This window comes from Nocardia sp. NPDC051981 (assembly GCF_040680715.1).
GTDB lineage: Bacteria > Actinomycetota > Actinomycetes > Mycobacteriales > Mycobacteriaceae > Nocardia.
On the sequence record NZ_JBFAXK010000004.1, the window covers coordinates 377,583 to 403,468 of the forward strand.

Consider the following 25,886-nt stretch of genomic DNA (forward strand, 5'->3'; position numbering starts at 1 on the left):
TCTCGTCCGAGTTGTAGGCTGTGCCGTAGCTCACACGAGCGCGGGCATCGGTATCAATGAAGCCGCCGCCTCACTCCCCGAAGGTCCGTGCCGTCGCTGAGCGGTGCCCGGGGAACGAGACTGGCCGGCGGACGACGATGTCAGCCCGCGCCTCGGCAGCTGCCGTCCGTATTGCGTCGTCCAGCTCGCAGGAGGGGTAGTGCTGTTGTGAATATCGAGGTACCGACCCTGGTTCTCGGCGCGGTGGCCGCCGCGTTCGGGGTGTTCTCCATTTTCCTGGCGGCCCTGATCGGCCCCAAACGCTACAACCGGGCAAAGCTCGAAGCCTATGAATGCGGTATCGAACCCACCCCCCACGCTGTCGCGGGCGGGCCGGGAAATGCTGCGGGCCAGCGCTTTCCGGTGAAGTACTACCTCACCGCCATGCTGTTCATCATCTTCGACATCGAGATCGTGTTCCTCTACCCGTGGGCTGTGCACTTCGACGCGCTGGGAGTGTTCGGGCTGGCCGCCATGGCGTTGTTCATCTTCAACGTCTCGGTCGCCTACGCCTACGAGTGGCGGCGCGGCGGTCTCAGCTGGGATTGATTGGCGCACAGGGGATTTCCAATGACACACCCCGTGCGAGACGGGGTGTCCCGATCCGGGAGATGTAGTCCGACATGGGTCTCGAGGAGAAGCTGCCCAGCGGGTTCCTGCTGAGCACGGTGGAAGATTTGGCCGGCTATCTGCGCAAGAGTTCGCTCTGGCCGGCGACGTTCGGCCTGGCGTGCTGCGCGATCGAGATGATGGCCACCGGCGGTGGGCGATTCGATATCGCCCGCTTCGGCATGGAGGCGTTCCGCGCCTCGCCGCGCCAGGCCGATCTGATGATCGTCGCGGGCCGGGTGAGCCAGAAGATGGCCCCGGTGCTGCGCCAGGTCTACGACCAGATGACCGAACCGAAATGGGTGCTGGCCATGGGTGTCTGCGCATCCTCGGGCGGCATGTTCAACAACTACGCCATCGTGCAGGGCGTCGACCATATCGTGCCGGTCGACATCTACCTGCCCGGCTGCCCGCCGCGGCCGGAGATGCTGTTGAACGCGATCCTGAAGCTGCACGAGAAGATTCAGGAGATGCCGCTCGGCGTCAATCGCGAGGAAGCCGTGCGCGAGGCCGAGCGCGCCGCACTCGCGAGCACCCCGACCATTCAGTTGAAGGGGCTGCTGCGATGACCTTCGATGCACCTACCGGCACGGAGAGCCCCCCGGAGGCGGCGGTGGAACCCACTGAGAACACCCCGGAGACAACCGAAGCCGCCGAGCCCGCCGACGAGGTGATCGGCGTCCGCAAGGGCATGTTCGGTGTCTCCGGTACCGGCGACACCTCCGGCTATGGCCGGCTGGTCCGCACGGTCTCCATGCCCGGCGGCACGCCCGCGCCCTACGGTCCCGTCTTCGACGAGATCATCGCGAATCTGCGCCTGGCGCTGGCGAAGACCTTCGACGAGGCCGTGGAGAAGATCGTAGTGTTCCGCGGCGAGCTGACCCTGCACATCCGCCGCGAGCACCTGGTGCTGGTGGCGAAGACACTGCGCGACACCGAAGCCCTGCGTTTCGAGTTGTGCCTGGGTGTCAGCGGCGCGCACTACCCCGAGGACGCCGGGCGCGAGTTGCACGCGCTGTATCACCTCAACTCCATCACCCACAACCGCCGGGTGCGGCTGGAAGTCTCGGTGCCGGACGACGATCCGCACCTGCCCTCGCTGTACACGGTCTATCCGACGGTGGACTGGCACGAGCGGGAGACCTACGACTTCTTCGGCATCCTGTTCGACGGTCACCCCTCGCTGACCCGCATCGCCATGCCCGACGACTGGCGTGGCCACCCGCAGCGCAAGGACTATCCGCTCGGCGGGATCCCGGTCGAATACAAGGGTGCGCGCATCCCGCCGCCCGACGAGCGGAGGACGTACAGCTGATGAACGACATCGACACCAAGTCCCGTCGCAACACCGAGGAACGACCCGAACACGCGGTCACCGTGGTGGGAAACGACTGGGACGAGATCTCCGCTGCCCTCAACGGGGTCGCCGAGGAACGCATCGTCGTGAACATGGGCCCGCAGCACCCCTCCACGCACGGGGTGCTGCGGCTCATTCTCGAAATCGAGGGTGAGACCGTCACCGAGGCCCGGTGCGGCATCGGCTACCTGCACACCGGCATCGAGAAGAACCTCGAGTACCGCAGCTGGGTGCAGGGCACCACCTTCGTGACCCGCATGGACTACCTGTCGCCGTTCTTCAACGAGACGGCGTACTGCCTGGCGGTCGAGAAGCTGCTGGACATCACCGACGACATCCCCGAGCGCGCCAATGTCATCCGGGTGATGCTCATGGAGCTCAACCGCATCTCCTCGCATCTGGTCGCGCTGGCGACCGGCGGCATGGAACTGGGTGCGCTCACCCCCATGCTGTTCGGCTTCCGGGAACGCGAACTGATCCTGGACGTGTTCGAGACCATCACCGGTCTGCGCATGAACCACGCCTTCATCCGGCCCGGCGGTATCGCCCAGGATCTGCCGGCCGACGGCGTGCGGAAGGTGCGCGAGCTGCTGGACCTGCTGCCGAAGCGCCTGCGGGACATGGAACTTCTGCTCAACCAGAACCCCATCTGGAAGGCCCGTACCCGCAATGTCGGTTACCTGGACCTCACCGGGTGCATGGCGCTGGGCATCACGGGTCCGGTACTGCGCGCCACCGGCCTCCCGCACGACCTGCGCAAGTCCCAGCCCTACTGCGGTTACGAGAACTACGAGTTCGACGTCCAGGTCGACACCGGCTGCGACTGTTACGGCCGCTACCTCATCCGCGTCAACGAGATGAAGGAGTCGGTCAAGATCGTCGAGCAGTGCCTCGACAGGCTGCGGCCGGGCCCGGTCATGGTGGAGGACAAGAAAATTGCATGGCCTGCCGATCTGCAGCTCGGGCCGGACGGACTCGGCAATTCGCCGCAGTACATCGGCAAGATCATGGACACCTCCATGGAGTCGCTCATCCACCACTTCAAGCTGGTGACCGAGGGCCTGCGTGTCCCGCCGGGCCAGGTGTACGTGGCGGTCGAATCACCGCGCGGCGAGTTGGGCGTGCACATGGTCAGCGACGGCGGCACCCGGCCCTACCGGGTCCACTACCGCGACCCCTCCTTCACGAATCTGCAAGCGGTGGCGGCGATGTGCGAGGGCGGCCTGGTGGCCGACGTGATCGCGTCCGTCGCCTCCATCGACCCCGTGATGGGTGGTGTCGATCGATGACCGAGATCCTGCTCAACCTCACCACGCGGCCGATTCCCTACCCGGAGAAGGTGCGTGAGGGTCTGCAACTCGAGGCCCGCGAGATCATCGACCGGTACCCCCATCCGCGTTCTGCACTGCTTCCCCTTTTGCACCTGGTGCAATCGGTGGAGGGGTACGTCTCCGGGACCGGCATCGAATTCTGTGCCGAGCAGCTGGGATTGACCGATGCCGAGGTCACCGCGGTGGCCACGTTCTACTCGATGTACCGGCGCACGCCGACCGGTGACTATCACGTCGGTGTCTGCACGAACACACTGTGTGCGGTCATGGGCGGCGATCAGATCCTCGCGGAGCTGAAGCAGCACCTGGGAATCACGCACGGAGAGACCACCGCCGACGGCGCGGTCACCCTCGAGCACATCGAGTGCAATGCGGCCTGCGATTACGCGCCGGTCGTCATGGTCAACTGGGAGTTCTTCGACAACCAGACCCCGGAATCGGCCAGAGGACTGGTGGATTCGCTGCGGCGCGGGGAGCCCGTGACCGGATCTCGCAGCGGCATCCCGGTGTGCACCTTCCGCGAGACCGCCCGCATTCTCGCCGGATACGAGGACCAGCGGCCGGGCGCCACCGACGGCGCCGCCGGACCCGCCACCCTCGCGGGCCTGCATGTCGCCGAACGGGATCTGCATGTCGCGGAACAGAAGCCGACCGACGGAGGCGCGCAGTGACGACCGCTCTGACTCCCGTCCTCTCCAAGCACTGGGCGGACCCGGAGGGCTGGACCCTGGCGGCCTACCGCGGCCAGGGCGGGTACCGCGCACTGCCGAAGGCACTGCGCATGAACCCGGACGAGGTCATCGCCACGGTGAAGGACTCCGGCCTGCGCGGCCGCGGCGGCGCGGGCTTCCCCACCGGCATGAAGTGGGGCTTCATCCCGCAGGGCCCCGGTCCCGACGGCACCACCAAGCCGCACTATCTGGTGGTCAATGCCGATGAGTCGGAACCCGGTACCTGCAAGGACATTCCGCTCATGCTGGCGAGCCCGCACACCCTCGTCGAGGGCGTCATCATCGCCGCCTACGCCATTCGCGCCTCGCACGCCTTCATCTACGTGCGCGGCGAGGTGGTGACCGTGCTGCGCCGCCTGCAGGCGGCGGTCCAGCAGGCCTATGCCGCAGGCTACCTCGGCCGCGATATCCAGGGCTCGGGCTTCGACCTCGAGATCGTGGTGCACGCCGGTGCGGGCGCCTACATCTGCGGTGAGGAGACCGCCCTGCTGGATTCGCTCGAGGGCCGCCGCGGCCAGCCGCGCCTGCGTCCCCCGTTCCCGGCGGTGGCGGGTCTCTACGCCTGCCCTACCGTCGTCAACAATGTGGAATCCATTGCGTCCGTGCCGTCCATCATCGCCAATGGCGTGGACTGGTTCCGGTCGTTCGGCACCGAGAAGTCGCCGGGCTTCACGATCTACTCGCTCTCCGGTCACGTGACGCGACCGGGGCAGTACGAAGCGCCGCTCGGAATCACGTTGCGGGAGTTGCTGACCTACGCGGGTGGCATCCGCACCGGCCACGCCCTCAAGTTCTGGACGCCGGGCGGCTCGTCCACCCCGATCTTCACCGACGAGCACCTCGATATCGCTCTCGACTACGAGGGCGTCTCGGCGGCAGGCTCCATGCTCGGCACCAAGGCCCTCCAGATCTTCGACGACACCACCTGCGTCGTGCGGGCGGTGTTGCGCTGGACCGAGTTCTACGCCCACGAATCCTGCGGTAAGTGCACCCCCTGCCGCGAGGGCACCTACTGGCTCGTCCAGCTGCTCCAGCGGCTGGAGAACGGCCGGGGCCACGAGACCGATCTGGACAAGCTCGCCGACATCGCCGACAACATCAACGGCAAGTCCTTCTGTGCTCTCGGCGACGGTGCGGCCAGCCCGATCTTCTCCTCCCTGAAGTACTTCCGCGACGAGTACGCCGAGCACATCCGCCTCGGCGCCTGCCCGTTCGACCCGGCCCGGTCCACCGTCTGGGCTGAAGGAGCGCGATGACCTCGACAGTGAGCTCCACGACCGGCGGCGGGGTGACCCCCACCGACATGGTGACCGTAACCATCGATGGCACAACGGTTTCCGTGCCCGCCGGCACCCTGGTGATCCGGGCCGCCGAACTCATCGGCACCCAGATCCCGCGGTTCTGCGACCATCCACTTCTCGATCCCGTCGGCGCCTGTCGGCAGTGCCTGGTCGAGATCGAGGGACAGCGCAAGCCAGTCGCCTCCTGCACCCAGACGGTGGCCGAGGGCATGGTGATCCACACTCAGCTGACCTCGCCCGCCGCCGCCAAGGCGCAGGAGGGGGTGATGGAGCTGCTGCTCATCAACCACCCCCTCGACTGCCCGGTCTGCGACAAGGGCGGCGAATGCCCGCTGCAGAACCAGGCCATGTCCACCGGCCGCGCCGAATCCCGCTTCGACGGCGAGAAGCGCACCTATCCCAAGCCGATTCCACTGTCGGCGGCCATCCTGCTGGACCGGGAACGCTGCGTGCTGTGCGCGCGCTGCACCCGGTTCTCCCAGCAGGTGGCCGGTGACCCGTTCATCGAACTGATGGATCGCGGTGCGCTGCAACAGGTCGGCATCGCCGCCGGGGAGCCGTTGGACTCCTACTTCTCCGGCAACACCGTGCAGATCTGCCCGGTCGGCGCGCTCACCGGTTCGACCTACCGCTTCCGCGCCCGGCCCTTCGACCTGGTGTCCAGCCCGGCGGTGTGCGAGCACTGCGCCTCGGGCTGTGCCCAGCGCACCGACCACCGCCGCGGCAAGGTCATGCGCCGCCTCGCCGGTGACGACCCGCAGGTCAACGAGGAATGGAACTGCGACAAGGGCCGTTTCGCGTTCGCGTACGCCACCGAACCGGACCGGCTCACCACGCCCATGGTGCGCAGCTGGAAGGACGGGACGCTGCAGCCCGCCTCCTGGTCCGAGGCGATCAGGGCCGCGGCGCGTGGACTGGCGTCGGCACGCGGCAATGCCGGTGTGCTGATCGGCGGCCGCGTCACGCTCGAGGATGCCTACGCGTACTCCAAGTTCGCGCGAATCGCGTTGAACACCAATGATATCGACTTCCGCGCCCGCGAGCACTCCGGCGAGGAGGCCGACTTCCTGGCGGCTCGCGTTGCGGGACAGGGCATCACGGTCGACTACGCGGCGCTCGAACGCGCCCCGTTCGTGCTGCTCGCCGGCTTCGAAGCCGAAGAGGAATCGCCGATGGTGTACCTGCGGCTGCGCAAGGCGGCCCGCAAGAACGGCACCCCGATCTACTCGCTGGCCCCCTACATGACCCGCGGCCTGCAGCGCATGTCGGGCACCTTGCTGCTCACCGCGCCCGGCTCGGAACCGCATGTGCTGGAGGCGGTCCGCACCGGTGAGACCGATGCCGCCACCGCCGCCGGATACACCCGCCTGCGCGAGATCGCGGACCTGCTGCGCGAGCCCGGTGCCCTGATCCTGGTCGGCGAACGTCTCAGCGGCATTCCGGGTGGCCTGTCCGCGGCCGCCCGCCTGGCCGACGAGACCGGCGCCACCCTGGCGTGGATCCCCCGCCGTGCCGGTGAGCGCGGCGCGCTGGAGGCCGGCGCACTTCCGGTGCTCCTGCCGGGCGGGCGCCCCGTCGCGGATTCCGCTGCACGCCAGCAGGTCCGGGACGCGTGGAACGTCACCGATCTGCCCGCGGCTCCGGGCCGCGACACCAGTGCGATTCTGGCCGCCGCCCCGACACTGGGCGCGCTGCTCATCGCGGGGGTGGAGGTCGGCGACCTGCCCGACCCGCACGCGGCCCTGTCGGCCATCGATGCCGCGAGCTTCGTGGTATCGATGGAACTGCGCCGCAGCGATATCAGCGACCGCGCCGACGTCGTCTTCCCCGTCGCCTCGGCCATGGAGAAGAACGGCACCTTCCTCACCTGGGAGGGCCGCCACCGCCAGTTCGACGCCGCCCTGCGCGACGCCACCGTGCGCCGCGAGGCCGCGCCGATGCCCGAATACCGGGTGCTCGACGCCATCGCCGCGGACATGGGGATCCGGCTCGGCCTGCCCGACGTGGCCAGTGCCCGAGCCGAATTGGCGGATCTGGGCGCGTGGGAAGGCCCGCCCGCCGCGACTCCGGTGCACCGCCCGCACCCCATCGCCCAGCCGCATGCGGGCACCGCGGTGCTCGCCTCCTGGCGCATGCTCGTCGACCGCGGCCGCCTCCAGGACGGCGAACCCAACCTGGCCGGCACCGCCCGCACCCCGGTGGTGCGGCTCTCGGCGCACACGGCCGCCGAGATCGGCGCCACCACCGGCGATCCGGTGACGGTCGGCAACGATCACGGCCACATCACCCTGCCCCTGGTCATCACCGAGATGCCCGACCGCGTGGTGTGGCTGCCCATGAATTCCCCCGGCTCCGACGTGCTGGTGCAGCTCGGCACCACACCCGGACACCTCGTGCGCATCCGACGGGAGGACCACCGTGAGTGACCTGTCCATGTTCGGCCACGACCCCTGGTGGCTGGTGCTGGTCAAATCGATCGGCATCTTCGTCTTCCTGCTGCTGATACCGATGCTCGCGGTGTACGCCGAACGCAAGATCGTGGCCTTCATGCAGATGCGCGTCGGCCCCAACCGGGTCGGCCCGCGCGGCAGCCTGCAGTCCATCGCCGACGGCGTCAAGATGCTCCTCAAGGAGGACATCGTCCCGGTCATCGTCGACAAGCCCATTTTCATTCTCGCGCCGGTGATCTCGCTCATCCCGGCCGTGATGGCGTTCGCGGTGATCCCGTTCGGGCCGCAGGTCAGCATGTTCGGGCACCGCACGGCGCTGCAGCTGACCGATATGCCGGTGGGCGTGCTCTACATCCTGGCCATGGCCTCGGTCGGTGTGTACGGCATCGTGCTGGCGGGCTGGGCGTCGGGCTCCACCTATCCGCTGCTGGGCGGTCTGCGCTCCACCGCGCAGGTCATCTCCTACGAGATCGCCATGGCCCTGTGCTTCGCGGCGGTGTTCCTGCTCTCGGGCACCATGGCCACCTCGGGCATCGTCAAGGCGCAGAACGGAACCTGGTACGTCTTCCTGCTGCTGCCGTCGTTCCTGATCTACGCGGTGTCGATGGTCGGCGAGACCAACCGTGCGCCCTTCGACCTCCCCGAGGCCGAAGGCGAGCTGGTCGGCGGCTTCCACACCGAGTACTCCTCGCTCAAGTTCGCCATGTTCATGATGGCCGAGTACATCAACATGGCAACGGTTTCCGCGCTGGCCACCACGCTGTTCTTCGGCGGCTGGCACGCGCCGTTCCCGATCAGCCTGTGGGCGGGCGCGAACTCGGGCTGGTGGCCCATGCTGTGGTTCACCGCCAAGGTGTGGACGTTCCTGTTCGTGTTCATCTGGCTGCGCGGCACCCTGCCGCGACTGCGCTACGACCAGTTCATGAACCTGGGCTGGAAGCTGCTCATCCCGGTGTCGCTGGCCTGGGTCATGTACGTCGCCACCCTGAAGGTGCTGCAGGACAACGGGACCCACATCCAAACCCCCGGCATGGTGATCGGCGGGATCGTGGTCGCGGTCGTGCTGCTCGCGCTGGTCATCCGGGCCGGGCACGCGGGCGGCGACCGCACCAAGGCGTCGCCGGATCCGGACTCCACCCGGGCATACTCGGACTTCCCGGTGCCGCCGATGCCCGCTGCGCCCCCGGCAGCCACCGAGAAGGCCGGTCTGCTGGAACCGCTCGGCGGCTTCCTGGTCACGGCCTCGACCATGTTCAAGAAGCCGAACACCGAGCTGTATCCCGAGGTCAAAACCCCGACCGCGCCGCGCTATCACGGCCGGCACCAGCTCAACCGGCACCCGGACGGTCTCGAGAAGTGCATCGGCTGCGAGCTGTGCGCGTGGGCCTGCCCCGCCGACGCCATCTACGTCGAGGGCGCGGACAACACCGACGAGGCGCGCTTCTCCCCCGGTGAGCGTTACGGCCGCGTCTACCAGATCAACTATCTGCGCTGCATCGGCTGCGGCCTGTGCATCGAGGCCTGCCCGACCCGGGCACTGACCATGACCAACGAATACGAGCTCGCCGACGACAATCGGGCCGACCTCATCTACGAGAAGCAGGACCTCCTCGCGCCGATGCAGCCGGGCATGATCGCCCCGCCGCACGCCATGTACCCCGGCGCGGACGAGGGCTCCTACTACCGCGGTGAAGTCCCCGGCGCCGCAAGCGAACTCGCCGGAGCGGAAGGGACACAGCAATGATCGACCACCTGTCCCAGCCGGCCCAGCAGATCGTCACCCACACCTCCACCGGTGAGGCGGTGCAGTTCTGGATCCTGGCCGTGGTCGCGGTGCTGGGCGCGCTCGGCATGGTGTGCGCGCGCAAGGCCGTGCACTCGGCACTGTGCCTGGCCGCCACCATGATCACGCTGTCCGCGTTCTATATCGCCCAGAGCGCGCTGTTCCTGGGCATCGTGCAGATCGTCGTCTACACCGGCGCGGTCATGATGCTGTTCCTGTTCGTGCTGATGCTCGTCGGCGTGGATTCCGCCGAGTCACTGCGGGAGACGCTGCGCGGGCAGCGGCTCGCGGTGATCGTGGTGGGCATCGGCTTCGGCATGCTGCTCATCGGCGGCATCGCGCACGGGATGTCCGGTAAGAGCGTCGCCGAGACCGGACCCGGCCTGGGCGGCAACTACAGCATCGGGGCGCTGGCCGAACTCATCTTCGTGCGCTACGTGTGGGCGTTCGAGCTGACCGGCTCGCTGCTCATCACCGCCACCATCGGCGCCATGGTGCTCGCGCACCGCGAGAAGTTCGGGCCGCCCACCGATCAGCGCACGCTGTCGAAGGAACGCTTCCGCCAGGGCACCCGGGTCACGCCGCTGCCGACGCCCGGCGTGTACGCCCGCCACAATGCGGTCGACGCCCCCGCGCGACTGCCGGACGGCTCCTTCGAGGAACTGTCGGTCAGCACCATCCTGCGGCACCGGCGCAATCGGGCCCACACCGAAGCCGTGGTGCTCACCGTCGGCGACGGCAGTGACAGTCACCGCAACGGCAACGGCCACAACGGCACCGACGCGAACGGCGGCAAGAACGGCGACGACTCCCCCGAGGAAGGCTTGCGGTGAATCCGGACAACTATCTGTATCTCTCGGCCCTGCTCTTCACCATCGGCGCGGCCGGAGTCCTGGTGCGGCGCAACGCCATCGTGGTGTTCATGTGCATCGAGCTCATGCTCAACGCGGTGAACCTGGCCTTCGTCACCTTCGCCCGCACCCACGGCAACCTCGACGGCCAGGTGTTCGCCTTCTTCACCATGGTGGTCGCAGCCGCCGAGGTCGTGGTCGGCCTGGCCATCATCATGAGCATCTTCCGTGCCCGCCGCTCGACCTCGGTCGACGACGCGAACCTGCTGCGGTACTGACATGGATACCGCACAGATGATGCTGTGGCTGCTGCCGGCGCTCCCGCTCGCCGGCGCCGTGGTCCTGCTGCTGCTCGGCAGGATCAGCGACACGTGGGGTCACCTCGTGGGCACCCTCATGGCGCTGGCCTCGTTCGTGGTGGCGGCCTGGGCGTTCAGCGACATGCTGGATCGGACGGATGCGCGACGGGCCGTGCACTACAGCCTGTTCGAGTGGCTGCCGGTGACCGGGCTGAAAGTGGACTTCGCCCTGCAACTGGATCAGCTGTCGATGTGCTTCGCGCTGCTGATCACCGGCGTGGGCTCGCTGATCCATATCTACTCGGTCGGCTACATGGCCCACGATCCGGGACGGCGGCGCTTCTTCGCCTATCTCAACCTGTTCCTGGCCGCCATGCTGGTGCTGGTCCTCGCCGACAACTACCTGGTGCTGTACCTGGGCTGGGAAGGCGTCGGCCTGGCGTCCTACCTGCTGATCGGGTTCTGGTACGAGAAGCCTTCCGCCGCAACGGCGGCCAAGAAGGCGTTCGTGGTCAACCGGGTCGGCGACATGGGGCTGGCCATCGCGCTCATGGTCATGTTCGCGACCTTCGGGAGCATCGACTTCGGAACCGTGTTCGGGGCCGCCGGGCAGGCCGGCACCGGAACCCTCACCGCCATAGGGCTGCTGCTGCTCCTCGGCGCCTGCGGTAAGTCCGCGCAGGTGCCGCTGCAGTCCTGGCTCGGGGACGCGATGGAGGGCCCGACACCGGTGTCGGCGCTCATCCACGCGGCCACCATGGTCACCGCCGGTGTCTACCTGATCGCCCGCTCGAACCCGATCTTCGATCTTGCTCCGGCTGCGCAGGCCGCCGTAATGGCGGTCGGCGCAATCACATTGCTGTTCGGCGCCATCATCGGTTGCGCCAAGGACGACATCAAGAAGGCCCTCGCGGCCTCGACCATGAGCCAGATCGGCTACATGGTCCTCGCCGCCGGGCTCGGCCCGATCGGCTACGCGGCGGCCATCATGCACCTGCTCACGCATGGCTTCTTCAAGGCCGGGCTGTTCCTCGGCGCGGGCTCGGTCATGCACGCCATGGACGACGAGACCGATATGCGCCGCTACGGCGGGCTGCGCAAACTGCTGCCCGTCACCTACGTCACCTTCGGGCTGGGATACCTTGCCATCCTGGGTGTTCCGCCGTTCGCGGGGTTCTGGTCCAAGGACCGGATCATCGAGGCGGCATTCGCGCACGGCGGATTCGGCGGCATCATCACTGGCTTCGCCGCACTGTGCGGCGCGGGCATCACCGCCTTCTACATGACCCGCGTCATGATCCTCACGTTCTTCGGCGAACGCCGCTGGCGTGCAGGCGTGCACCCGCACGAGGCGCCCGCCTCCATGACCGGGCCGATGATCCTGCTGGCCTTCGGCTCGGTGTTCTCCGGCATGCTCTTCGCCTACGGCTCCTCGCTCACCAACTGGCTGGCCCCGGTCGTCGGTGAGCACCACGCCGAGCCGTTCATCCCGTCCTGGGCGATCACCTTTTTCGCGCTGGCGGTGGTGGCGGCCGGCATCTGGGTGGCCTACGACCAGTACGCACACGGCAAGATCCCCGAAACCGCCCCTGCCGCAGGCCCGCTCGTCGAGGCCGCCCGCCGCGACCTCTACGGCGACGCCGCCAACGAGGCCGCGTTCATGCGCCCCGGCCAGCACCTGACCCGGTCGCTGGTGTTCGTCGACAACCGCGGCATCGACGGCCTGGTCAACACCACGGCCGCCGTCATCGGCGGCCTGTCGGCCCGGATCCGGCGCGTGCAAACCGGTTTCGTGCGCTCCTACGCCCTGTCCATGTTCACCGGCGCGGCCCTGGTGGTCGCCGCCCTGCTGGCGGTGAGGTTCCTGTGAACGACCTTGCTAGTTCATCGTTGGGCGCCGTGCGGGAATTCCCCTGGCTCACCACGCTGTGGGCGGTGCCCCTCGCCGGAGCCGCACTCGCACTGCTGTTTCCGGCGGGCCGGCGCACCGGGGTGCGGGTCTTCGCGCTGCTGATCTCGCTGGGCACCCTCGGCATCGCCATCTGGCTGGCCACCCGGTTCGAAACCGGTGGCGCGCAATACCAGTTCGTCGAGAAGCAGCAGTGGATCCCGGCCTTCGGGGCGGGCTACACCCTCGGCATGGACGGCATCGCACTCGTCCTGGTGCTTTTGACCACCGGGCTCGTTCCGCTGCTGCTGCTCGCCGGATGGCAGGACGAGCGTGAGGTCGGCAGCGGCCCGCGGGTCGCGCACTACTACGTGGCGCTCACCCTCGTCGTCGAATCCATGGTGCTGATCTCGTTCACCGCGTTGGACATTCTGCTGTTCTACGTGTTCTTCGAGGTCATGCTCATCCCGATGTACTTCCTCATCGGCGGCTTCGGGCCGCGGACCGGGGATGCGGCGGTGCGGCAGCAGCGGTCGCGGGCCGCGGTGAAGTTCCTGCTGTACAACCTGTTCGGCGGGCTCATCATGCTGGCGGCGGTCATCGGGCTGTACGTCATCACCGCCCGCGACAAGCTCGGCAGCAATGGCGGCGGCACCTTCGACTTCCGGACGGTCATGGAGGCGGCCAACTTCGGCCACCTCGGTGCGACGCCCGCGGTGCTGAACGCGCTGTTCCTGGGCTTCATGTTCGCCTTCGCGGTGAAGGCCCCGCTGTGGCCGCTGCACACCTGGCTGCCCGACGCGGCGGTGTCGGCCACCCCGGCCAGCGCGGTGCTCATGATGGCGGTGGTCGACAAGGTCGGCACCTTCGGCATGCTGCGCTACTGCCTGCTGCTGTTCCCTTCCGCCACTTCGACTTACGCGCCGCTGATCAGTGTGCTCGCGGTGATCGGGATCATCTACGGCGCGCTGCTGGCCATCGGCCAGACCGACGTCATGCGACTGATCGCCTACACCTCGATCTCGCACTTCGGGTTCATCATCCTCGGCATCTTCGCGCTCACCACCCAGGGCGGTACCGGCGCGACGCTGTACATGGTCAACCACGGCATCTCCACCGCGGCGCTGTTCCTGATCGCCGGATTCCTGGTGTCGCGCCGGGGAACCCGGCTCATCGCCGCGTTCGGCGGTGTCCAGAAGGTCGCGCCCATCCTGGCGGGCACCTTCCTCATCTCCGGCCTGGCGACCCTCTCACTGCCCGGTCTCGCACCGTTCATCAGCGAATTCCTGGTCCTGATCGGTACATTCACCCGGTACCCGGTGGCGGCCGTCCTCGCGGCCTCCGCGCTGGTGCTGGCGGCGCTGTACGTGCTGTGGATGTACCAGCGCATGATGACCGGCCCGGTGAAGGAGGGCAACGAGCGGCTCTACGACCTGCTCCCCCGCGAATTGGTGGTCGTGGTGCCGCTCATCCTCGCCCTGCTGTTCCTGGGCGCGTACCCGAAACCGGCGCTGGACCGGATCGATCCGGCCGTCGCCCGCACCCTCACCACCATCGGACAGCACAACCCGGCACCGGCCGTACAGCCGGAAGCCGCCCAAACGACCACGGGAGGTGCCCACAAATGAGTGGAGGTCTGCTGCTCGCCGCAACAGTCCCGGCACCGAGCATCGAATACCGAGACCTGTCCCCGATGCTGATCGTGTTCGGCGTCGCCGTGGCGGGCGTGCTGGTGGAAGCCTTCGCGCCCAGGCGATTCCGATACGGGATCCAGCTGGCGCTCGGACTGGGCGGATTGGCCGTCGCGCTCGGCGCGGTGATCGGACTGCGCGATGTCCGCGAGACGGCGGTCGTGGGCGCGGTTGCCATTGACGGGGTTTCCCTGTTCCTACAGGGCACCATCCTCGTCGTCGGCATCCTCGGACTGCTGTTCATCGCCGAACGCCACGCCGACCGCATGCCGGTGCGGCGGGAAGGGCCCGGCACCTGGAGCCTGACCGCCTCGCGCGGCGGGGTGGACGCCTTCACCCCGCAGGCGGCGGCCACGCCCGGCAGCGTCGACGAAGTCGCCGCCACCAAGGCCGGAGTCGCCACCACCGAGGTCTTCCCCCTCACCCTGTTCGCGCTCGCGGGTCTCATGCTGTTCCCGGCCTCGAACGACCTGCTCACCATGTTCGTGGCACTGGAAGTGCTGTCGCTGCCGCTGTACCTGCTGTGCGGGCTGGCGCGGCGTCGCCGGCTACTGTCGCAGGAGGCCGCGCTGAAATACTTCCTGCTGGGCGCGTTCTCGTCGGCCTTCTTCCTCTACGGCATGGCACTGCTCTACGGTTACGCTGGCACCATCCGCCTGGCAGGCATTGCCGAAGCCGTCGCCCGCGATGCCGGAAACTCGCACACCCTGGCCATTCTCGGTATCGCCATGCTGGCGGTGGGCCTGCTGTTCAAGATCGGCGCGGTCCCGTTCCAGTCCTGGGTACCCGACGTCTACCAGGGCGCGCCGACCTCGATCACCGCATTCATGGCCGCCGCCACCAAGATCGCCGCAGTCGGTGCATTGCTGCGCGTGCTGTACGTGGCGGTCCCCGACCTGCGCAACGACTGGCGGCCGGTGCTCGCGGCGGTCGCCATCGCCACCATGGTCGTCGGCGCGATCCTCGCCATCACTCAGACCGACATGAAGCGCATGCTCGCGTATTCCTCGGTGGCACATGCCGGATTCATCCTGACCGCCCTGGTGGCCGCGACCACTGCGGGCGTCTCGTCCGTCCTGTTCTACCTCGCCGTCTACGGCCTCGGCACCCTCGGCGGCTTCGCCGTGGTCAGCCTGGTCCGCAACGAGAACGGTGACGAGGCAACGGCGTTGCCCGCCTGGGCCGGCATGGGCCGCCGCTCCCCCTGGCTGGCGACCATCTTCTCCCTGTTCCTGCTGTCCTTCGCCGGTATCCCGCTCACCAGCGGCTTCATCGCCAAGTTCGGCGTGTTCGCCGCGGCCACCGGCGGCGATGCCGCCACCCTGGTCATCGTCGGTGTCATCTCGAGCGCCATCGCGGCCTTCTTCTACATCCGCGTGATCGTCCTGATGTTCTTCACCGACCCGCCGGCCACCCCGCCCATCGTCGTCTACCCCACCCTGACCAGCACGGTCATCGCCCTCACCGCCGCGGCCACCCTGGTCCTCGGCATCTTCCCCCAACCCCTGCTCGACCTGGCCAAGAATGCCTCGACCTTGACCCGCTGAGCCTCGGCCAATCGATCGGGCCCGCCGCGACATTCGCGGCGGGCCCGATTCATGCTGTCGCCCGGTACGGCGATGTCGAGTCAGTGGCGATCCAGGTCAGGTATTTGTCCTGCACCCCCCGGTACAGATCGGTGAGGATGCCGTCGGGTGTTGCGGCGGGTCCCTGCGGGCGGCCCTGGACGATGGCTATCTCGATCGCGCTGTGCGGTGCGATGCAGGCGAGGTAGCCGGTGCAGCGGACCATCGGCCAGACCTGCACGTCGGGCGGTGCGTTGTCGAGCACGTTGGTCCACGATCCGTCGAACTGACGCACGAACACTTCCCCGACGAACCGTCCGAACCGATCGATCATGGCGCGATTCTCAGGGGCGAGGATGCCACGACGATCCACGATCCGTGTCCGTGCCACCTGCACCGCAACCTGCAGCCCCTGCAATGTCCAGGGGTCGTCGAGCGCGCCCACACTCGGCGCGTCCTGCGCGAAGAACAACTCCAGCGCAGCGGGATGCCCAGCCAACCAGGCACCATAATCGTCCAACAGCAATTCGGCCGACAACGAAACCTGTTGCACGACACCATCATCGAGGATCGCCACTGCCCTACCCCTTTCGGAATTCGGGCTGCCACCAGACCCACCGAGCTCACCAGCAGCCCTACCGCCGACAACACAACCCCAGACCACTGCGCCGGTCCTCGTACCCAACGCCCGACCGCTGCGCAGCAAACCAATAGCACCCTTCGAGCTCATTTCCGAATCCTTGGCGGCGAACATGGCTCGAGTGGGAAGATCACCGTAACGGACGAATGACCACATAACTCCCCTCGAGATCGAACGGATACATAGGCCGACGACAGCTATCCGTCGGTAACCATTCGCGCCTTGTGACCAGGCATCGAGCGATCTGCGTCGTTCTCTACCCTGGTAGTCCCACGCTGAAGATCAGCCGCCGGCTGTTTTCGCTACGGCCAGCGTGCGGCGTCACCGCCTTCGGCGATCTTCGCACTGAGCACCGGAATCTGTGCGCGGAGGGACTCGATCAATTGCACCGGGATCCGCCGGAGATCATCTTCGGTCGTCAGCACCGCAGACAGCGCCTGCGAGAGCAGGGTTCGGCCCAGTGGTGTTCCGTCCGGGAATGTTTCGTCGAGGGTGCGGAGTATCAGCTCGGCGGCGTCGAGCCGGCCCCACAGGTAGTCGTTCTCCCGGTCGGGTGCGTGGGCGAACGCGCCGAAGTGGTGCAGCTCGACACCCTTGAGCTTGCCCGCGCCGAGCGGCTGGAGTGCGGTCGCGCGAAGGGGGCTGAACTGAGTCATCGGAATGGGAGTGAATTGCGGTAGGTACGACAACGAGATCGTCGGGAACAACAGTCCGTCCCAGAGCGGGAAGCCCAGGTACCGGCTGGCCAGGAGTATGCGATCGCGCTTGTTCCACTCCTGAGTCGTCTCCGCGAACGCGTCCCAGAGCGCCTGTCCGCCGTTTCCGAGTCTTTCCTGAATCTGTTCCGCGTAAGCGGTTTTGAGGTCGGTGAAACTCGTCGCATTCTCCTCGCATCCGGCGAAGTCCTCCGGCGTCCGGAACCTCTCGCCCTCGAACAAGTTGGCCTGCAGCCGTTGTGGGCGCAGAAAGTCGAGCAGCCCCTTGTCGGCCAGGGCACGAATCGCGGCAACGGGTGCAGCCGTTATCGCATCCAGCTGGGACCATGCCTGGCCCTTGAGATCGTTGATATCCACCCGCGGCGGCCCGCCCTCGGCCGTATAGAGCTTGTTGAGCCCGGCGAGGATGAACATGATCCGGCGATGCCGATACGGGGTATCGATGTGTTGCAGGAGCGTGGACAGTTCCGCGGAGTCGTTTGCGGTCCAGCATGGTTGCCGGCGCAGCCAGGCGGCCATGGCGCATCGGATGAACACCGCGGTCCCCGATTCGCCAGGCAACGTGAAATATTGCACGATCGCGTCCGCGATGCATCGGGCGGCTGCCTCGACTTTCAGCCGTTGATAGGTATTCCAGGTCGAACCGAGTGCGGCTACGGCTTCGGCGTGCATTTTGTCCGAAACCTCCTGGAATTTCTCCTGCTCCTTCAAGAACCCGAGTGCGGGCATTGCCTCGATGGCCGTACCGAGATCTTGCGAATTGAGCTGTGGCACAGCCTGTTCGCCACCAGGTATCGATGCGACGGCAGCGCTGATCCGGTCGAGAACCTCGACCTCCTGACGCATGGCGATGGCACCCATCTCGGTGATCTTCTCGTTCATGTCACGCAGTCGGATCAGATCTCTGATCAGTGATCGGCTGCCCCTGATTCCGACGAGCACCTTCTGAACATCCGCTGCCCAACTGCGTTTCGCGGCCTTGCCGCTGTTGGTGTCGGCAGGTGGAGCCGAGAGAGCGCATCCCGGATCCGGCTCGATGTAGACGAGCCGGCGATGTACCTCGGTGGACGACCGCCTGCGGCTGATCGCGTCGACGACGAGGTCGAACGGCGCGTTGTCGAGCACGCCACCGTCCACGAACCAGGCGGCGTCCGCGTTACGGCCGTCTTCTCGATAGCTGTAGTGGAAGAGATCGGTATCCACGCGTGCGCCCGGAGGAAACAGAGCCTGGGCCGGGAAGGTTCCAGGATTGACCGGTTCGAACGCACCGGGGAAGGCGGAGGTCGCCCTCGCCGCGAAGGACAGGGTCGGTGTCGCCTGCGGGCCGAATGCGTCCATATTGTTGTCGTCCCGGATGAACTCGAGCACCTGCGCATGCTCCCGGTCCCGCTGACCCACGCCGCCGTCGCTCGACGCCACCGCCACGTCGAATCCGTTCAGATCGGTCGTGGTCACGAAGAGCGCCAACTGACCGGTTCGCGAAATCAGCGTTTCGGGTGCGGGCCCGCGCCAATTCGCCGCCCAAGCGACCGGTCGTTTCTCATCCATCCCGGCCAGCGCCTGATAGAGGAGCCGCGACATGACTTCGCCGTTCAATACCGCGCGATCGGTCCAGAAGGTCGCCAACTTGCCGATGAACGCCAGCGCCGTGCGCAGCTTCGGCCCGCCGATATGCACACTGCGTGCCAATACTCCCAGGTCGGCCTCGTCGATCCAGAGCCGCTTCAACGGTCCCTGATCCGCGTTCTGCGCGATGGCCTTGCCGAGGACCACGCCGTTGATGCCTCCGGCGGAGGTTCCGGCGATGATGTCGATTCCGACCGACAGCGGCTGCCCCTTCGCCCGCATCCGCGAAAGGACGTCGAAGTAAACGCTTTCCGTATCCGATGGTTGACCATCGGCTCCCACGAACGGATTCACGACCTGCGCGTCGCTTTCCAGAATTTGATCCAGAGCACGCGATGCGCGGACGAGTTTGTGCAGTTCTTTAGTTATGCCATGCATGTAAATGGCAAGTGATACACCGCCATAGCAGACGAGCGCTATGCGCAGTTCAGCAGTTTCGGCATCCCGAGACATCGAGGTCCCCCTTATTGAGACGCCCGGATAGTTGATGCCACCACCCTATCCCCCGGCTTCCTCGGCAACCTGCGTATTGCACTACTCGATTCGATACGGAGACTTCCAATAATCTGGACTAACGACCAGAGTAATGACGAAGTCTATTCCTGAACACCTATCACAAACAAAGTCCGGTCACGGCATTGTCTTCCAGTGGATTCGCGGCCCGAATGTCCCCGTGCACTGCGGCCGTCCTCCGCACATGACCGACCAGTCGTGCCAAGCCAGAGACCTTGCGTGCCTACCAGCTTTCCCGAGATGCCAGGCCCAGCCGGATACGCGAAACTCGTTGGCACCGGCGGAACTTCGCGCCCGCCGGCATTGATCCGGGCACTATGCGGCGCTGCGCGCGGCACCGCGCAGGGAATGCACCCCCGTGTCACCGGCGGCAGACTTCAGACTCCCCGCCACCGGTGACGCCGTAGGACCTCCGGTGCCCAGCAGTTGCGCTGGGCAGCGCATGCAGTGCCAGGGCAACTCGGCCCGGACGCCGTCTCCGCAGCGTCCGGGCCGTCGCACCACCGGGTACCCAATGGAAGAAGGCACCGCCACGTCGACGGGGTCGAGATCGGTTCGAAAACGCGGAGACCCACCGCGGTGACATGGCCGCGTGCTTTCTGGCCACCGACCGCCGATCGTGTTGCGGCTGTGAGGAATTGCGCATCGCGATCCTCACCGGGATCGAACAGACCAACCATCGCCGCAGACGTCGAACCGCCCTCGGCCGTTTGATGCCGGTGGACCTTCACCAAACCAGGTCCCGTAACTCTTGCTGGCCGGTGACTCTCGCCGACGCCGATCGCGTGGCAGCTGGTTGGCCGCAGCGATTCCCGATCAGATCGCGACGCCGACCAGGTGCCCGATCGCATAGGTGGTGATCATGGCGAGCGCACCACCGGCGAGTACACGCACGGTCGCCCGCGCCACCGGCGCTTGGCCGAGCCGGGCGCCCACGGCCCCGGTCAAGGCCAGTGCGGCGAGCACCGCGCCCATGGTGAGTGGTACCCGGATCGCCTGGGGCGTCAGGATTGCCAGCAGGGGCAGTAGCGCGCCCAGCGTGAACGACAGCGCTGAGGACAGCGCGGCGTGCAGCGGGTTGGTCAGTTCGTCCGGGTCGATGCCGAGCTCGGCCTCCGCGTGCGCGGTGAATGCGTCTCGGGCCGTGAGTTCTTCCGCCACAGCCTGAGCCGTGGCCGGCGAGAGGCCCTTTGCCTGATAGATGGCCGCGAGCTCCGCCAGTTCGGCCTCGGGCTGCTCGGCCAATTCGCGTCGCTCGATTTCCAGTAGCGAGCGCTCGCTGTCGCGCTGGGTGCTCACCGACACGTACTCGCCCAAGGCCATCGAGACCGCGCCGGCCGCGAGTCCGGCCACGCCCGCGGTCATGATCGCGGTGCTGTTGCTGGTGGCCGCCGCCACACCGACCACAATGCCTGCCACCGAGACGATTCCATCGTTGGCTCCCAATACACCTGCGCGCAGCCAATTCAGGCGCGTCGCCAATCCCACCGCATGCGGTTCGGTCGGTTGCGCGACCGCCACCGACCCGTCGAAATCGTCCCTCACGAGGGGAACGGTAATGCTTCAGAGGGTTTCCCGCCAGCAAAGAGAGGCTCACCGAAATTAGGTAACGCATTGCATACCAAGCATTTTCGGTGGTAATCGCGGTGGCGTCGCCGCGGACACTCCGATCGCGACACGTTTGCGAGGAGCGGTTTCTCGGCCGATCACCCTATGTTCGGCACCGGTTAGCCGTACCGTTGACACCGGCGCCAGGCGGATCAGTTCAAGAGAGCGGCGAGATGCGGCCACAACCATCAGCGATCGGATTCCTCCGGCACGATGTGTCGGGGGCACAGCAACAGTGGGACGAGGCTCAGATCCAGCATCTGGCTCGCCGGCTCGGCTACGACCTGTGCAAGACCCTGGTCTTCGGCCCCGAGACCGATCGCCCGTTCGTACGGGTACGCACGTTGATCTCCCGCCTCGAGGCCGATGCGGTGATCGTCCCCAGCCTCGCGCATTTCGGCGGCCTGATACCCGACGATATCGTGCAGGTCGCCGACATCGTCACGGTGAATCCCGAAAATACCTACGCGCGCTGGGCAATTCGTCCCGACTGAATCCGGTCAGGAAGTCGGAGAGCATTGTGTCGAGCCCCCGTTCACCTCACCCGGGAGCCATGATTCCCCCGTCGTGCCGCCATTGTCGGAACAATGCACCGTGTAGTTGTCCGAGCGCCTCGAGATATCGAAAGCGCCGGTGATCAATCCCATGGCAGGCGCTCCGCCTCCCGCGGACACACAATTCCCGGTCCCGAGCCCGTGCCCGTCCATCGTGACCTGCACCTCATCACACACATAGCGCTGCCCATCGGCGTGAGCCGCCGGCGAGACCGCCACCCCGGCCGTGAATATCGCGAGCCCCACCACCCCGAATCCCACGCCCCGAACCATTCGAATCCTCATAGTCCACACCTCCGCGCCCTCGGATCAGTGTGTCCTAAGCCTATTCCTCACGTTTACCGACGACCATGCATTGCCGCAGGCAAAACCCGCGTGGTCCCGCCGCCCGTGCATGGTCGTCGACGAATTCGGTCAGTTGTCCTGCAGGATTTCGCGCAGGCGCTCGGCGAAGGCGTCGGGCTGTTCCATGAAACCGCCGTGGCCACCGGGGAAAAGGGTCGGCCCGATGCCGAGCTCGGTGCCGAGGGCCCGGGAGGTGCGATCGCAGAACTTGTCGGCGGATTCGTCGCCGATGCCGATGATGATCTTCGTCGGGGTGGCGCGGAGGGCGTCGAGGGAGGGCTGCCAGCCGGAGGTGGTGTGCAGCTCGTGGCGGTAGAAGAAGTCGTCGGAGGCGATCGACTGCGGGTCCCGCTCGCCGCCGAACATCTCCTGCAGCACTTCCTCGGGCATGAACAGGCCGGTCATGGCGAAGAATTTGCGGACCGCGCCGAGCACATCGCCGGTCTCGTAGACGGTCCGGACCTCGTCGGTCCGAGCACGCAGCTCGTCGCGATCGGGGAGCAGTTCGCGCAGCGGCGGCTCGTGTGCGATGAGGGTCGGCACGAGATCGGGCCGGGCGATGGCCAGCGCCAGACCGGTGATCGCACCACCGCTGGACCCGAGCACGGTGGCGGGGCCCTGGCCGACATGGGTGAGCACACGGGCGAGGTCGTCGGCGCGCAGTTCCGGGGTCGAGTCCTTGCCGGTGTCGTTGACCGGGCTGCGGCCGTGGCCCCGCGGGTCGCTGCAGAGCACGGTGTAGTCGGGGGCGAGCCGTTCGGCCAGCGCGCCGAACGGTCCGGAATCCATCGGCGCGCCGATCAGGGCGATCAGTGGGCCGCTGCCGCGGACTTCGTAGTAGATGGTGCCGTCCGGCACGGCGACGGTTCCGGAGGTGACGGGTGCGGTCGAGGTCATGGTTGCTCCAAGTGGTCAGTACATGGACACCGGTTATGACGGTACGACCGCGCCGAATTCATTGCTGCGCGAATGGAAAAGGTGTGAAGCTGAAGATGTCAGCCGGCCTGGCGGGGTTCGGGCAGCGCACAGACCATGCCCTCGGCCATTCCGGCCGGGCGCACGCCGAGTGCCTGGTTGACGCGGGCGCGCTGGTTCTCCCATGCGATGGCCGCAGCCAGTTCGGCGAGCTGAGTCTTGCTCAGGTGGGTCAGCAGCTCGGCGCGAATCTCACTCAGATCGAGCGAGGTCGGCGTGAGAGTCATGGCCTCGGCGTAGGAGAGAACGAGTTTCTCCAGATCGCTGTACGCGTGGCTGTCCCGATACTTCGGCAGCTCGGTGACCTGGGCTTCGGTGAGTCCGCCGTAGTGGGCCAGCGTCGAACCGATGTCGAGGCAGAACTGGCAGTTCACCAGAGCGGCGGCCTTCAGCTCGGCCAGGTCCTTCAGATGCGGGTCGACCCGGTTGGAGAACAGCAGCATCGTCTCCTGGATCATGGTGCTGACCAGCAGCTGCGGCCGCCGGATGAGCCAGCCGACGAGATCTGTCCGATTGCGGCGAGCCCGCCGCATCGCCTTGACGTAGTTCAGGATTCGGGTGACTACTCGCATGCGCTCCACTCCCCTTCGCGTTCGCGGATGCTCCCTTGAAGACATCCTAAGCCGAAAACGACGGGACGTAGTAGATATTGCCTCATGACCGGGCGAGCACTCCGGGGCTTGGCCGCGCTCGGATCGAGCGTCAACCGATCTCGAAGCCATCCTCCAGATAGAGCGTGATCCCCGCGGTTCTGGCCCGGTGTGCTGCTGCCACGCGCCGGGCCAGAACCGCGGGCAGCAGCCGTGTCGCCGTCTCGGTGTCACACCACGCCCAGCTCCGAAGTTCGTCCACCGGAAGGGTTATCGCGTCGATCTGCTCGGCGGCCAGCAGCCCACCGTCGTACACCATCATCACCCCGTCATCGGGATACCGACCGGCGGGCACCCAGTCAACCGCCAGCAGCCGCCCGATCGGCACACTCAGCCCCAGCTCCTCGCGGATCTCCCGCACGGCCGCACGGTAGGGCGATTCGCCGGCCTCGACGACACCACCGGGCACCTCCCAGTACGGCTTGTAGGTCGGTTCGACCAGCAGCACCCGATCCTGCTCGTCGACGAACAGCGCACCCGCACCCATGCGCTTGCGAGGCAGTCCGGCGACATAGTCGTTCAGTTCAGAACCCATGCGGCACAACAGTAACCGGCACTTTCCGGCCTCGGTCGAGCTTGGCCGAGCAGGCCGCGGACTGGCGGAACGAGTCAGTTCCCGTGGGCTTGATCGTGGTCGGCGGACCCAACGGCCGCGCCACGGCCGAACTGTGCCGGCAGGCCCGCATTCCCATCGTCTGGGTCCATAACAATCGGGACGACATCGACACCGCCGTCGTCGGCGCCGACCACGTGGACGCGGGCCGGCTAGCCGCCGGTCATCTCGCACAGACTCATCGCCGCGAAAACATCGTCTTCGTCGGCGGATTCACCCCGGACGAGGTCGCGCACGGAGACCGCGAGACGGTGGCCCAACGTTACGAGGGCTACTTGTCCGTCGTGGGATCGGCTGCGGCAGAAGGGATTCCCACCGATCTCACTCCGGAGGGCGCCTATCGTGGGGTGCGCCGATATCTGGCGGAGCGCCCCGCGCCGGCCGGGTGGTGATCGGTTTGGCGAACACTCTGAACCTATGTATATTAGGTTTTACCCTCAGGCACCTAGGTTAGGTGTTGTTCTGCCGCGTGCGGTTGCCATGCAGTCCCAATTCGAAAGAGGAGACTCCGCAATGAGATCCGAGATGTTGCGCGTACCCGGCGCGTCCCTCTACTACGAGGTGCGCGGCAGTGGGCCGCTGGTGTTGTTCCTGCCCGGCGGCGGGGGTGACGCGGCCTCGGTCGATCCGATCGCCGAGGTGCTCGAGGATCGGTTCACGGTGGTGTCGCTGGATCCGCGCGGGTATTCGCGCAGCGTGCTGGACGGGCCGCAGCAGACACAGCGGGTCGAGGTACAGAGCGATGACGCGTTCAGGCTGCTCGACCATCTCACCAAGGAGCCCGCGTTCGTCGTCGGCGGCAGTGCGGGTGCGATCGTCGGCCTCGATCTACTGGCCCGGCATCCGGATCGGGTGCGCCTCCTGGTGGCGCACGAACCGCCGTGCTTCGCGGTGCTTCCCGATGCCGCCGAGCAGCGCGCCATGATCGAGGAGGTCCACACACTGTTCCGCAGCGAGGGTCCGGCCGCGGCGGGCGCGCGCTTCCTGGCCGGGATCGGCCATGCGATGAAGCCGTCCCCCGTACCGGCCGAGCTGCCGCCGCGCGCCGCCGAGATGTGGGCGCGGCTGGCGGCCAACGGCCCGCTCATGCTGGAGTACGAACTACGGGAATTCACCTCGTACCTGCCCGATTACGAGGCGCTGGCCCCGGTGGCCGACCGGGTGGTCCTGGCGGTCGGGCGCGAGACGCGGGGCTGCCTGCCGTACCGCCCCGCCGTGGAGATCGCCCGCCGGATCGGCCGCGAGGTCACCGAATTCCCCGGCGCCCACAATGGAATGCGCACCGAAGCACCCGAATTCGCCGCGCAACTGGCCGACACCATGACCGCCCGCCTACGGGCCGAAAGCGCCGGCCGCTGTTAGCGTCAGCGCATGATCACCGGCGCACACACCATCCTGTATGCCGAGGACGCCGAGGCGGCGCGGGCCTTCTTCCGTGACGTCCTCGGCCTGGCCCACGTCGACGCGCACGACGGATGGCTGATCTTCAAGTCGCCGCCCGCCGAACTCGCGGTCCATCCCGCGGCCGCCCCGGACAGCGGCCGCGCCGAGCTGTACCTCATGTGCGACGACCTGGCCGCCGCCATGGACGACCTGCACGCGAAGGGCGTCGAATTCACCTCTGAGAGCCTGGTGACAAAGCGTTTGGTCGGTAAAGGCCAGCTCGCCGAGATGCCTTGAGCGGGAGCGTGTTCAGAAGAGTCCGGGCGATCAACCCGTGAACGAGGCGGGCTCCTGGTAAGCGAGGTGTT

The 25,886-nt window shown here is 66.9% G+C and carries 23 protein-coding genes and 1 pseudogene; 18 read left to right on the forward strand and 6 right to left on the reverse strand.

Annotation, left to right across the window (positions count from 1 at the left end; all coding sequences use genetic code 11):
• The first annotated feature begins 207 nt into the window (after nucleotides 1-207).
• From AB0L60_RS11160 to nuoN, 14 genes and pseudogenes are all read left to right on the forward strand, one after another.
• Entirely contained in the window at nucleotides 208-588 is a 381-nt protein-coding gene (locus AB0L60_RS11160) for an NADH-quinone oxidoreductase subunit A (RefSeq protein ID WP_033090134.1), read from the forward strand.
• Between the two features lie 74 nt (nucleotides 589-662).
• The gene (locus AB0L60_RS11165) at nucleotides 663-1,217 is read left to right on the forward strand and encodes an NADH-quinone oxidoreductase subunit B family protein (RefSeq protein WP_326311010.1); all 555 of its coding nucleotides are present in this window, start codon (nucleotides 663-665) and stop codon (nucleotides 1,215-1,217) included.
• The gene (locus tag AB0L60_RS11170; protein WP_364610794.1) at nucleotides 1,214-1,963 is read left to right on the forward strand and encodes an NADH-quinone oxidoreductase subunit C; all 750 of its coding nucleotides are present in this window, start codon (nucleotides 1,214-1,216) and stop codon (nucleotides 1,961-1,963) included. The genes AB0L60_RS11165 and AB0L60_RS11170 overlap by 4 nt, the downstream gene beginning before the upstream one ends.
• Entirely contained in the window at nucleotides 1,963-3,294 is a 1,332-nt protein-coding gene (gene nuoD / locus AB0L60_RS11175; RefSeq protein WP_364610797.1) for an NADH dehydrogenase (quinone) subunit D, read from the forward strand. The genes AB0L60_RS11170 and nuoD overlap by 1 nt, the downstream gene beginning before the upstream one ends.
• Nucleotides 3,291-4,007, forward strand: a complete 717-nt coding sequence (nuoE, locus tag AB0L60_RS11180) for an NADH-quinone oxidoreductase subunit NuoE (protein ID WP_364610800.1) — start codon at nucleotides 3,291-3,293, stop codon at nucleotides 4,005-4,007. Before nuoD ends, nuoE begins: the two co-directional genes overlap by 4 nt.
• Nucleotides 4,004-5,323, forward strand: a complete 1,320-nt coding sequence (nuoF, locus tag AB0L60_RS11185; protein WP_364610803.1) for an NADH-quinone oxidoreductase subunit NuoF — start codon at nucleotides 4,004-4,006, stop codon at nucleotides 5,321-5,323. Before nuoE ends, nuoF begins: the two co-directional genes overlap by 4 nt.
• A complete protein-coding gene (locus AB0L60_RS11190) occupies nucleotides 5,320-7,794 on the forward strand; it encodes an NADH-quinone oxidoreductase subunit G (protein ID WP_364610806.1) in 2,475 nt (824 codons plus the stop codon). The genes nuoF and AB0L60_RS11190 overlap by 4 nt, the downstream gene beginning before the upstream one ends.
• Nucleotides 7,795-7,801: 7 nt before the next feature.
• Nucleotides 7,802-8,962, forward strand: a pseudogene (gene nuoH / locus AB0L60_RS11195) (NADH-quinone oxidoreductase subunit NuoH); the annotation flags it as partial.
• 24 nt (nucleotides 8,963-8,986) lie between these two features.
• The gene (gene nuoI, locus AB0L60_RS11200; RefSeq protein ID WP_364610894.1) at nucleotides 8,987-9,562 is read left to right on the forward strand and encodes an NADH-quinone oxidoreductase subunit NuoI; all 576 of its coding nucleotides are present in this window, start codon (nucleotides 8,987-8,989) and stop codon (nucleotides 9,560-9,562) included.
• Complete coding sequence (locus AB0L60_RS11205; protein WP_364610809.1) at nucleotides 9,559-10,434, forward strand: NADH-quinone oxidoreductase subunit J; 876 nt, start codon at nucleotides 9,559-9,561, stop codon at nucleotides 10,432-10,434. Before nuoI ends, AB0L60_RS11205 begins: the two co-directional genes overlap by 4 nt.
• Nucleotides 10,431-10,730 carry an NADH-quinone oxidoreductase subunit NuoK gene (gene nuoK, locus AB0L60_RS11210; RefSeq protein WP_357010729.1) on the forward strand — a complete coding sequence of 100 codons (300 nt, stop codon included), beginning with the start codon at nucleotides 10,431-10,433 and terminating at the stop codon, nucleotides 10,728-10,730. Before AB0L60_RS11205 ends, nuoK begins: the two co-directional genes overlap by 4 nt.
• A gap of 19 nt (nucleotides 10,731-10,749) precedes the next feature.
• Nucleotides 10,750-12,621 (forward strand): NADH-quinone oxidoreductase subunit L, encoded by a 1,872-nt coding sequence (gene nuoL, locus AB0L60_RS11215; protein WP_364610897.1) that lies wholly within the window; start codon nucleotides 10,750-10,752, stop codon nucleotides 12,619-12,621.
• 29 nt (nucleotides 12,622-12,650) lie between these two features.
• Nucleotides 12,651-14,267: an NADH-quinone oxidoreductase subunit M gene (locus tag AB0L60_RS11220; RefSeq protein WP_364610813.1), complete on the forward strand. Its 1,617-nt coding sequence runs from the start codon at nucleotides 12,651-12,653 to the stop codon at nucleotides 14,265-14,267.
• Entirely contained in the window at nucleotides 14,264-15,877 is a 1,614-nt protein-coding gene (nuoN, locus tag AB0L60_RS11225) for an NADH-quinone oxidoreductase subunit NuoN (protein ID WP_364610816.1), read from the forward strand. Before AB0L60_RS11220 ends, nuoN begins: the two co-directional genes overlap by 4 nt.
• A gap of 49 nt (nucleotides 15,878-15,926) precedes the next feature.
• Here nuoN and AB0L60_RS11230 read toward each other — a convergent pair whose 3' ends face one another.
• The 3 genes from AB0L60_RS11230 to AB0L60_RS11240 form a co-directional block, all read right to left on the reverse strand.
• Nucleotides 15,927-16,472: a hypothetical protein gene (locus tag AB0L60_RS11230; protein WP_364610819.1), complete on the reverse strand. Its 546-nt coding sequence runs from the start codon at nucleotides 16,470-16,472 to the stop codon at nucleotides 15,927-15,929.
• Nucleotides 16,473-16,837: 365 nt separating this feature from the next.
• The gene (locus AB0L60_RS11235) at nucleotides 16,838-19,330 is read right to left on the reverse strand and encodes a patatin-like protein (RefSeq protein WP_364610822.1); all 2,493 of its coding nucleotides are present in this window, start codon (nucleotides 19,328-19,330) and stop codon (nucleotides 16,838-16,840) included.
• An 876-nt stretch (nucleotides 19,331-20,206) separates the two neighbouring features.
• Complete coding sequence (locus AB0L60_RS11240) at nucleotides 20,207-20,911, reverse strand: VIT family protein (RefSeq protein WP_364610900.1); 705 nt, start codon at nucleotides 20,909-20,911, stop codon at nucleotides 20,207-20,209.
• A gap of 260 nt (nucleotides 20,912-21,171) precedes the next feature.
• On the opposite strand from AB0L60_RS11240, the gene AB0L60_RS11245 reads away from it, so the two are divergent.
• Nucleotides 21,172-21,492: a hypothetical protein gene (locus AB0L60_RS11245; RefSeq protein WP_364610825.1), complete on the forward strand. Its 321-nt coding sequence runs from the start codon at nucleotides 21,172-21,174 to the stop codon at nucleotides 21,490-21,492.
• Between the two features lie 474 nt (nucleotides 21,493-21,966).
• Here AB0L60_RS11245 and AB0L60_RS11250 read toward each other — a convergent pair whose 3' ends face one another.
• From AB0L60_RS11250 to AB0L60_RS11260, 3 genes are all read right to left on the reverse strand, one after another.
• Nucleotides 21,967-22,794: an alpha/beta hydrolase gene (locus AB0L60_RS11250; RefSeq protein ID WP_364610828.1), complete on the reverse strand. Its 828-nt coding sequence runs from the start codon at nucleotides 22,792-22,794 to the stop codon at nucleotides 21,967-21,969.
• 98 nt (nucleotides 22,795-22,892) lie between these two features.
• A complete protein-coding gene (locus AB0L60_RS11255) occupies nucleotides 22,893-23,444 on the reverse strand; it encodes a carboxymuconolactone decarboxylase family protein (protein ID WP_364610831.1) in 552 nt (183 codons plus the stop codon).
• 130 nt (nucleotides 23,445-23,574) lie between these two features.
• On the reverse strand, nucleotides 23,575-24,057 hold the full coding sequence (locus AB0L60_RS11260; protein ID WP_364610834.1) for an NUDIX hydrolase: 483 nt from the start codon (nucleotides 24,055-24,057) through the stop codon (nucleotides 23,575-23,577).
• Between the two features lie 83 nt (nucleotides 24,058-24,140).
• Between AB0L60_RS11260 and AB0L60_RS11265 the strand changes: the two genes are divergently transcribed.
• The 3 genes from AB0L60_RS11265 (at nucleotide 24,141) to AB0L60_RS11275 (ending at nucleotide 25,815) form a co-directional block, all read left to right on the forward strand.
• Nucleotides 24,141-24,527: a hypothetical protein gene (locus AB0L60_RS11265; protein ID WP_364610837.1), complete on the forward strand. Its 387-nt coding sequence runs from the start codon at nucleotides 24,141-24,143 to the stop codon at nucleotides 24,525-24,527.
• Between the two features lie 121 nt (nucleotides 24,528-24,648).
• Complete coding sequence (locus tag AB0L60_RS11270; protein WP_364610840.1) at nucleotides 24,649-25,497, forward strand: alpha/beta hydrolase; 849 nt, start codon at nucleotides 24,649-24,651, stop codon at nucleotides 25,495-25,497.
• A gap of 9 nt (nucleotides 25,498-25,506) precedes the next feature.
• Nucleotides 25,507-25,815, forward strand: a complete 309-nt coding sequence (locus AB0L60_RS11275) for a VOC family protein (protein ID WP_364610843.1) — start codon at nucleotides 25,507-25,509, stop codon at nucleotides 25,813-25,815.
• The last annotated feature ends 71 nt before the right edge of the window (nucleotides 25,816-25,886 follow it).

What these genes read in the sequence shown, in the direction of transcription:
- nuoL (WP_364610897.1), top strand. Translation starts at nt 10,750, where the DNA reads ATGCTGTGGCTGCTGCCGGCGCTCCCGCTCGCCGGCGCCGTGGTCCTG.
- AB0L60_RS11275 (WP_364610843.1), top strand. Translation starts at nt 25,507, where the DNA reads ATGATCACCGGCGCACACACCATCCTGTATGCCGAGGACGCCGAGGCG.
- AB0L60_RS11260 (WP_364610834.1), bottom strand. Translation starts at nt 24,057, where the DNA reads ATGGGTTCTGAACTGAACGACTATGTCGCCGGACTGCCTCGCAAGCGC.
- AB0L60_RS11205 (WP_364610809.1), top strand. Translation starts at nt 9,559, where the DNA reads ATGATCGACCACCTGTCCCAGCCGGCCCAGCAGATCGTCACCCACACC.
- AB0L60_RS11250 (WP_364610828.1), bottom strand. Translation starts at nt 22,794, where the DNA reads ATGACCTCGACCGCACCCGTCACCTCCGGAACCGTCGCCGTGCCGGAC.
- AB0L60_RS11235 (WP_364610822.1), bottom strand. Translation starts at nt 19,330, where the DNA reads ATGTCTCGGGATGCCGAAACTGCTGAACTGCGCATAGCGCTCGTCTGC.
- nuoE (WP_364610800.1), top strand. Translation starts at nt 3,291, where the DNA reads ATGACCGAGATCCTGCTCAACCTCACCACGCGGCCGATTCCCTACCCG.
- nuoI (WP_364610894.1), top strand. Translation starts at nt 8,987, where the DNA reads ATGCCCGCTGCGCCCCCGGCAGCCACCGAGAAGGCCGGTCTGCTGGAA.
- AB0L60_RS11245 (WP_364610825.1), top strand. Translation starts at nt 21,172, where the DNA reads ATGCGGCCACAACCATCAGCGATCGGATTCCTCCGGCACGATGTGTCG.
- nuoN (WP_364610816.1), top strand. Translation starts at nt 14,264, where the DNA reads ATGAGTGGAGGTCTGCTGCTCGCCGCAACAGTCCCGGCACCGAGCATC.
- AB0L60_RS11170 (WP_364610794.1), top strand. Translation starts at nt 1,214, where the DNA reads ATGACCTTCGATGCACCTACCGGCACGGAGAGCCCCCCGGAGGCGGCG.
- AB0L60_RS11255 (WP_364610831.1), bottom strand. Translation starts at nt 23,444, where the DNA reads ATGCGAGTAGTCACCCGAATCCTGAACTACGTCAAGGCGATGCGGCGG.
- AB0L60_RS11190 (WP_364610806.1), top strand. Translation starts at nt 5,320, where the DNA reads ATGACCTCGACAGTGAGCTCCACGACCGGCGGCGGGGTGACCCCCACC.
- AB0L60_RS11165 (WP_326311010.1), top strand. Translation starts at nt 663, where the DNA reads ATGGGTCTCGAGGAGAAGCTGCCCAGCGGGTTCCTGCTGAGCACGGTG.
- nuoD (WP_364610797.1), top strand. Translation starts at nt 1,963, where the DNA reads ATGAACGACATCGACACCAAGTCCCGTCGCAACACCGAGGAACGACCC.
- AB0L60_RS11270 (WP_364610840.1), top strand. Translation starts at nt 24,649, where the DNA reads ATGAGATCCGAGATGTTGCGCGTACCCGGCGCGTCCCTCTACTACGAG.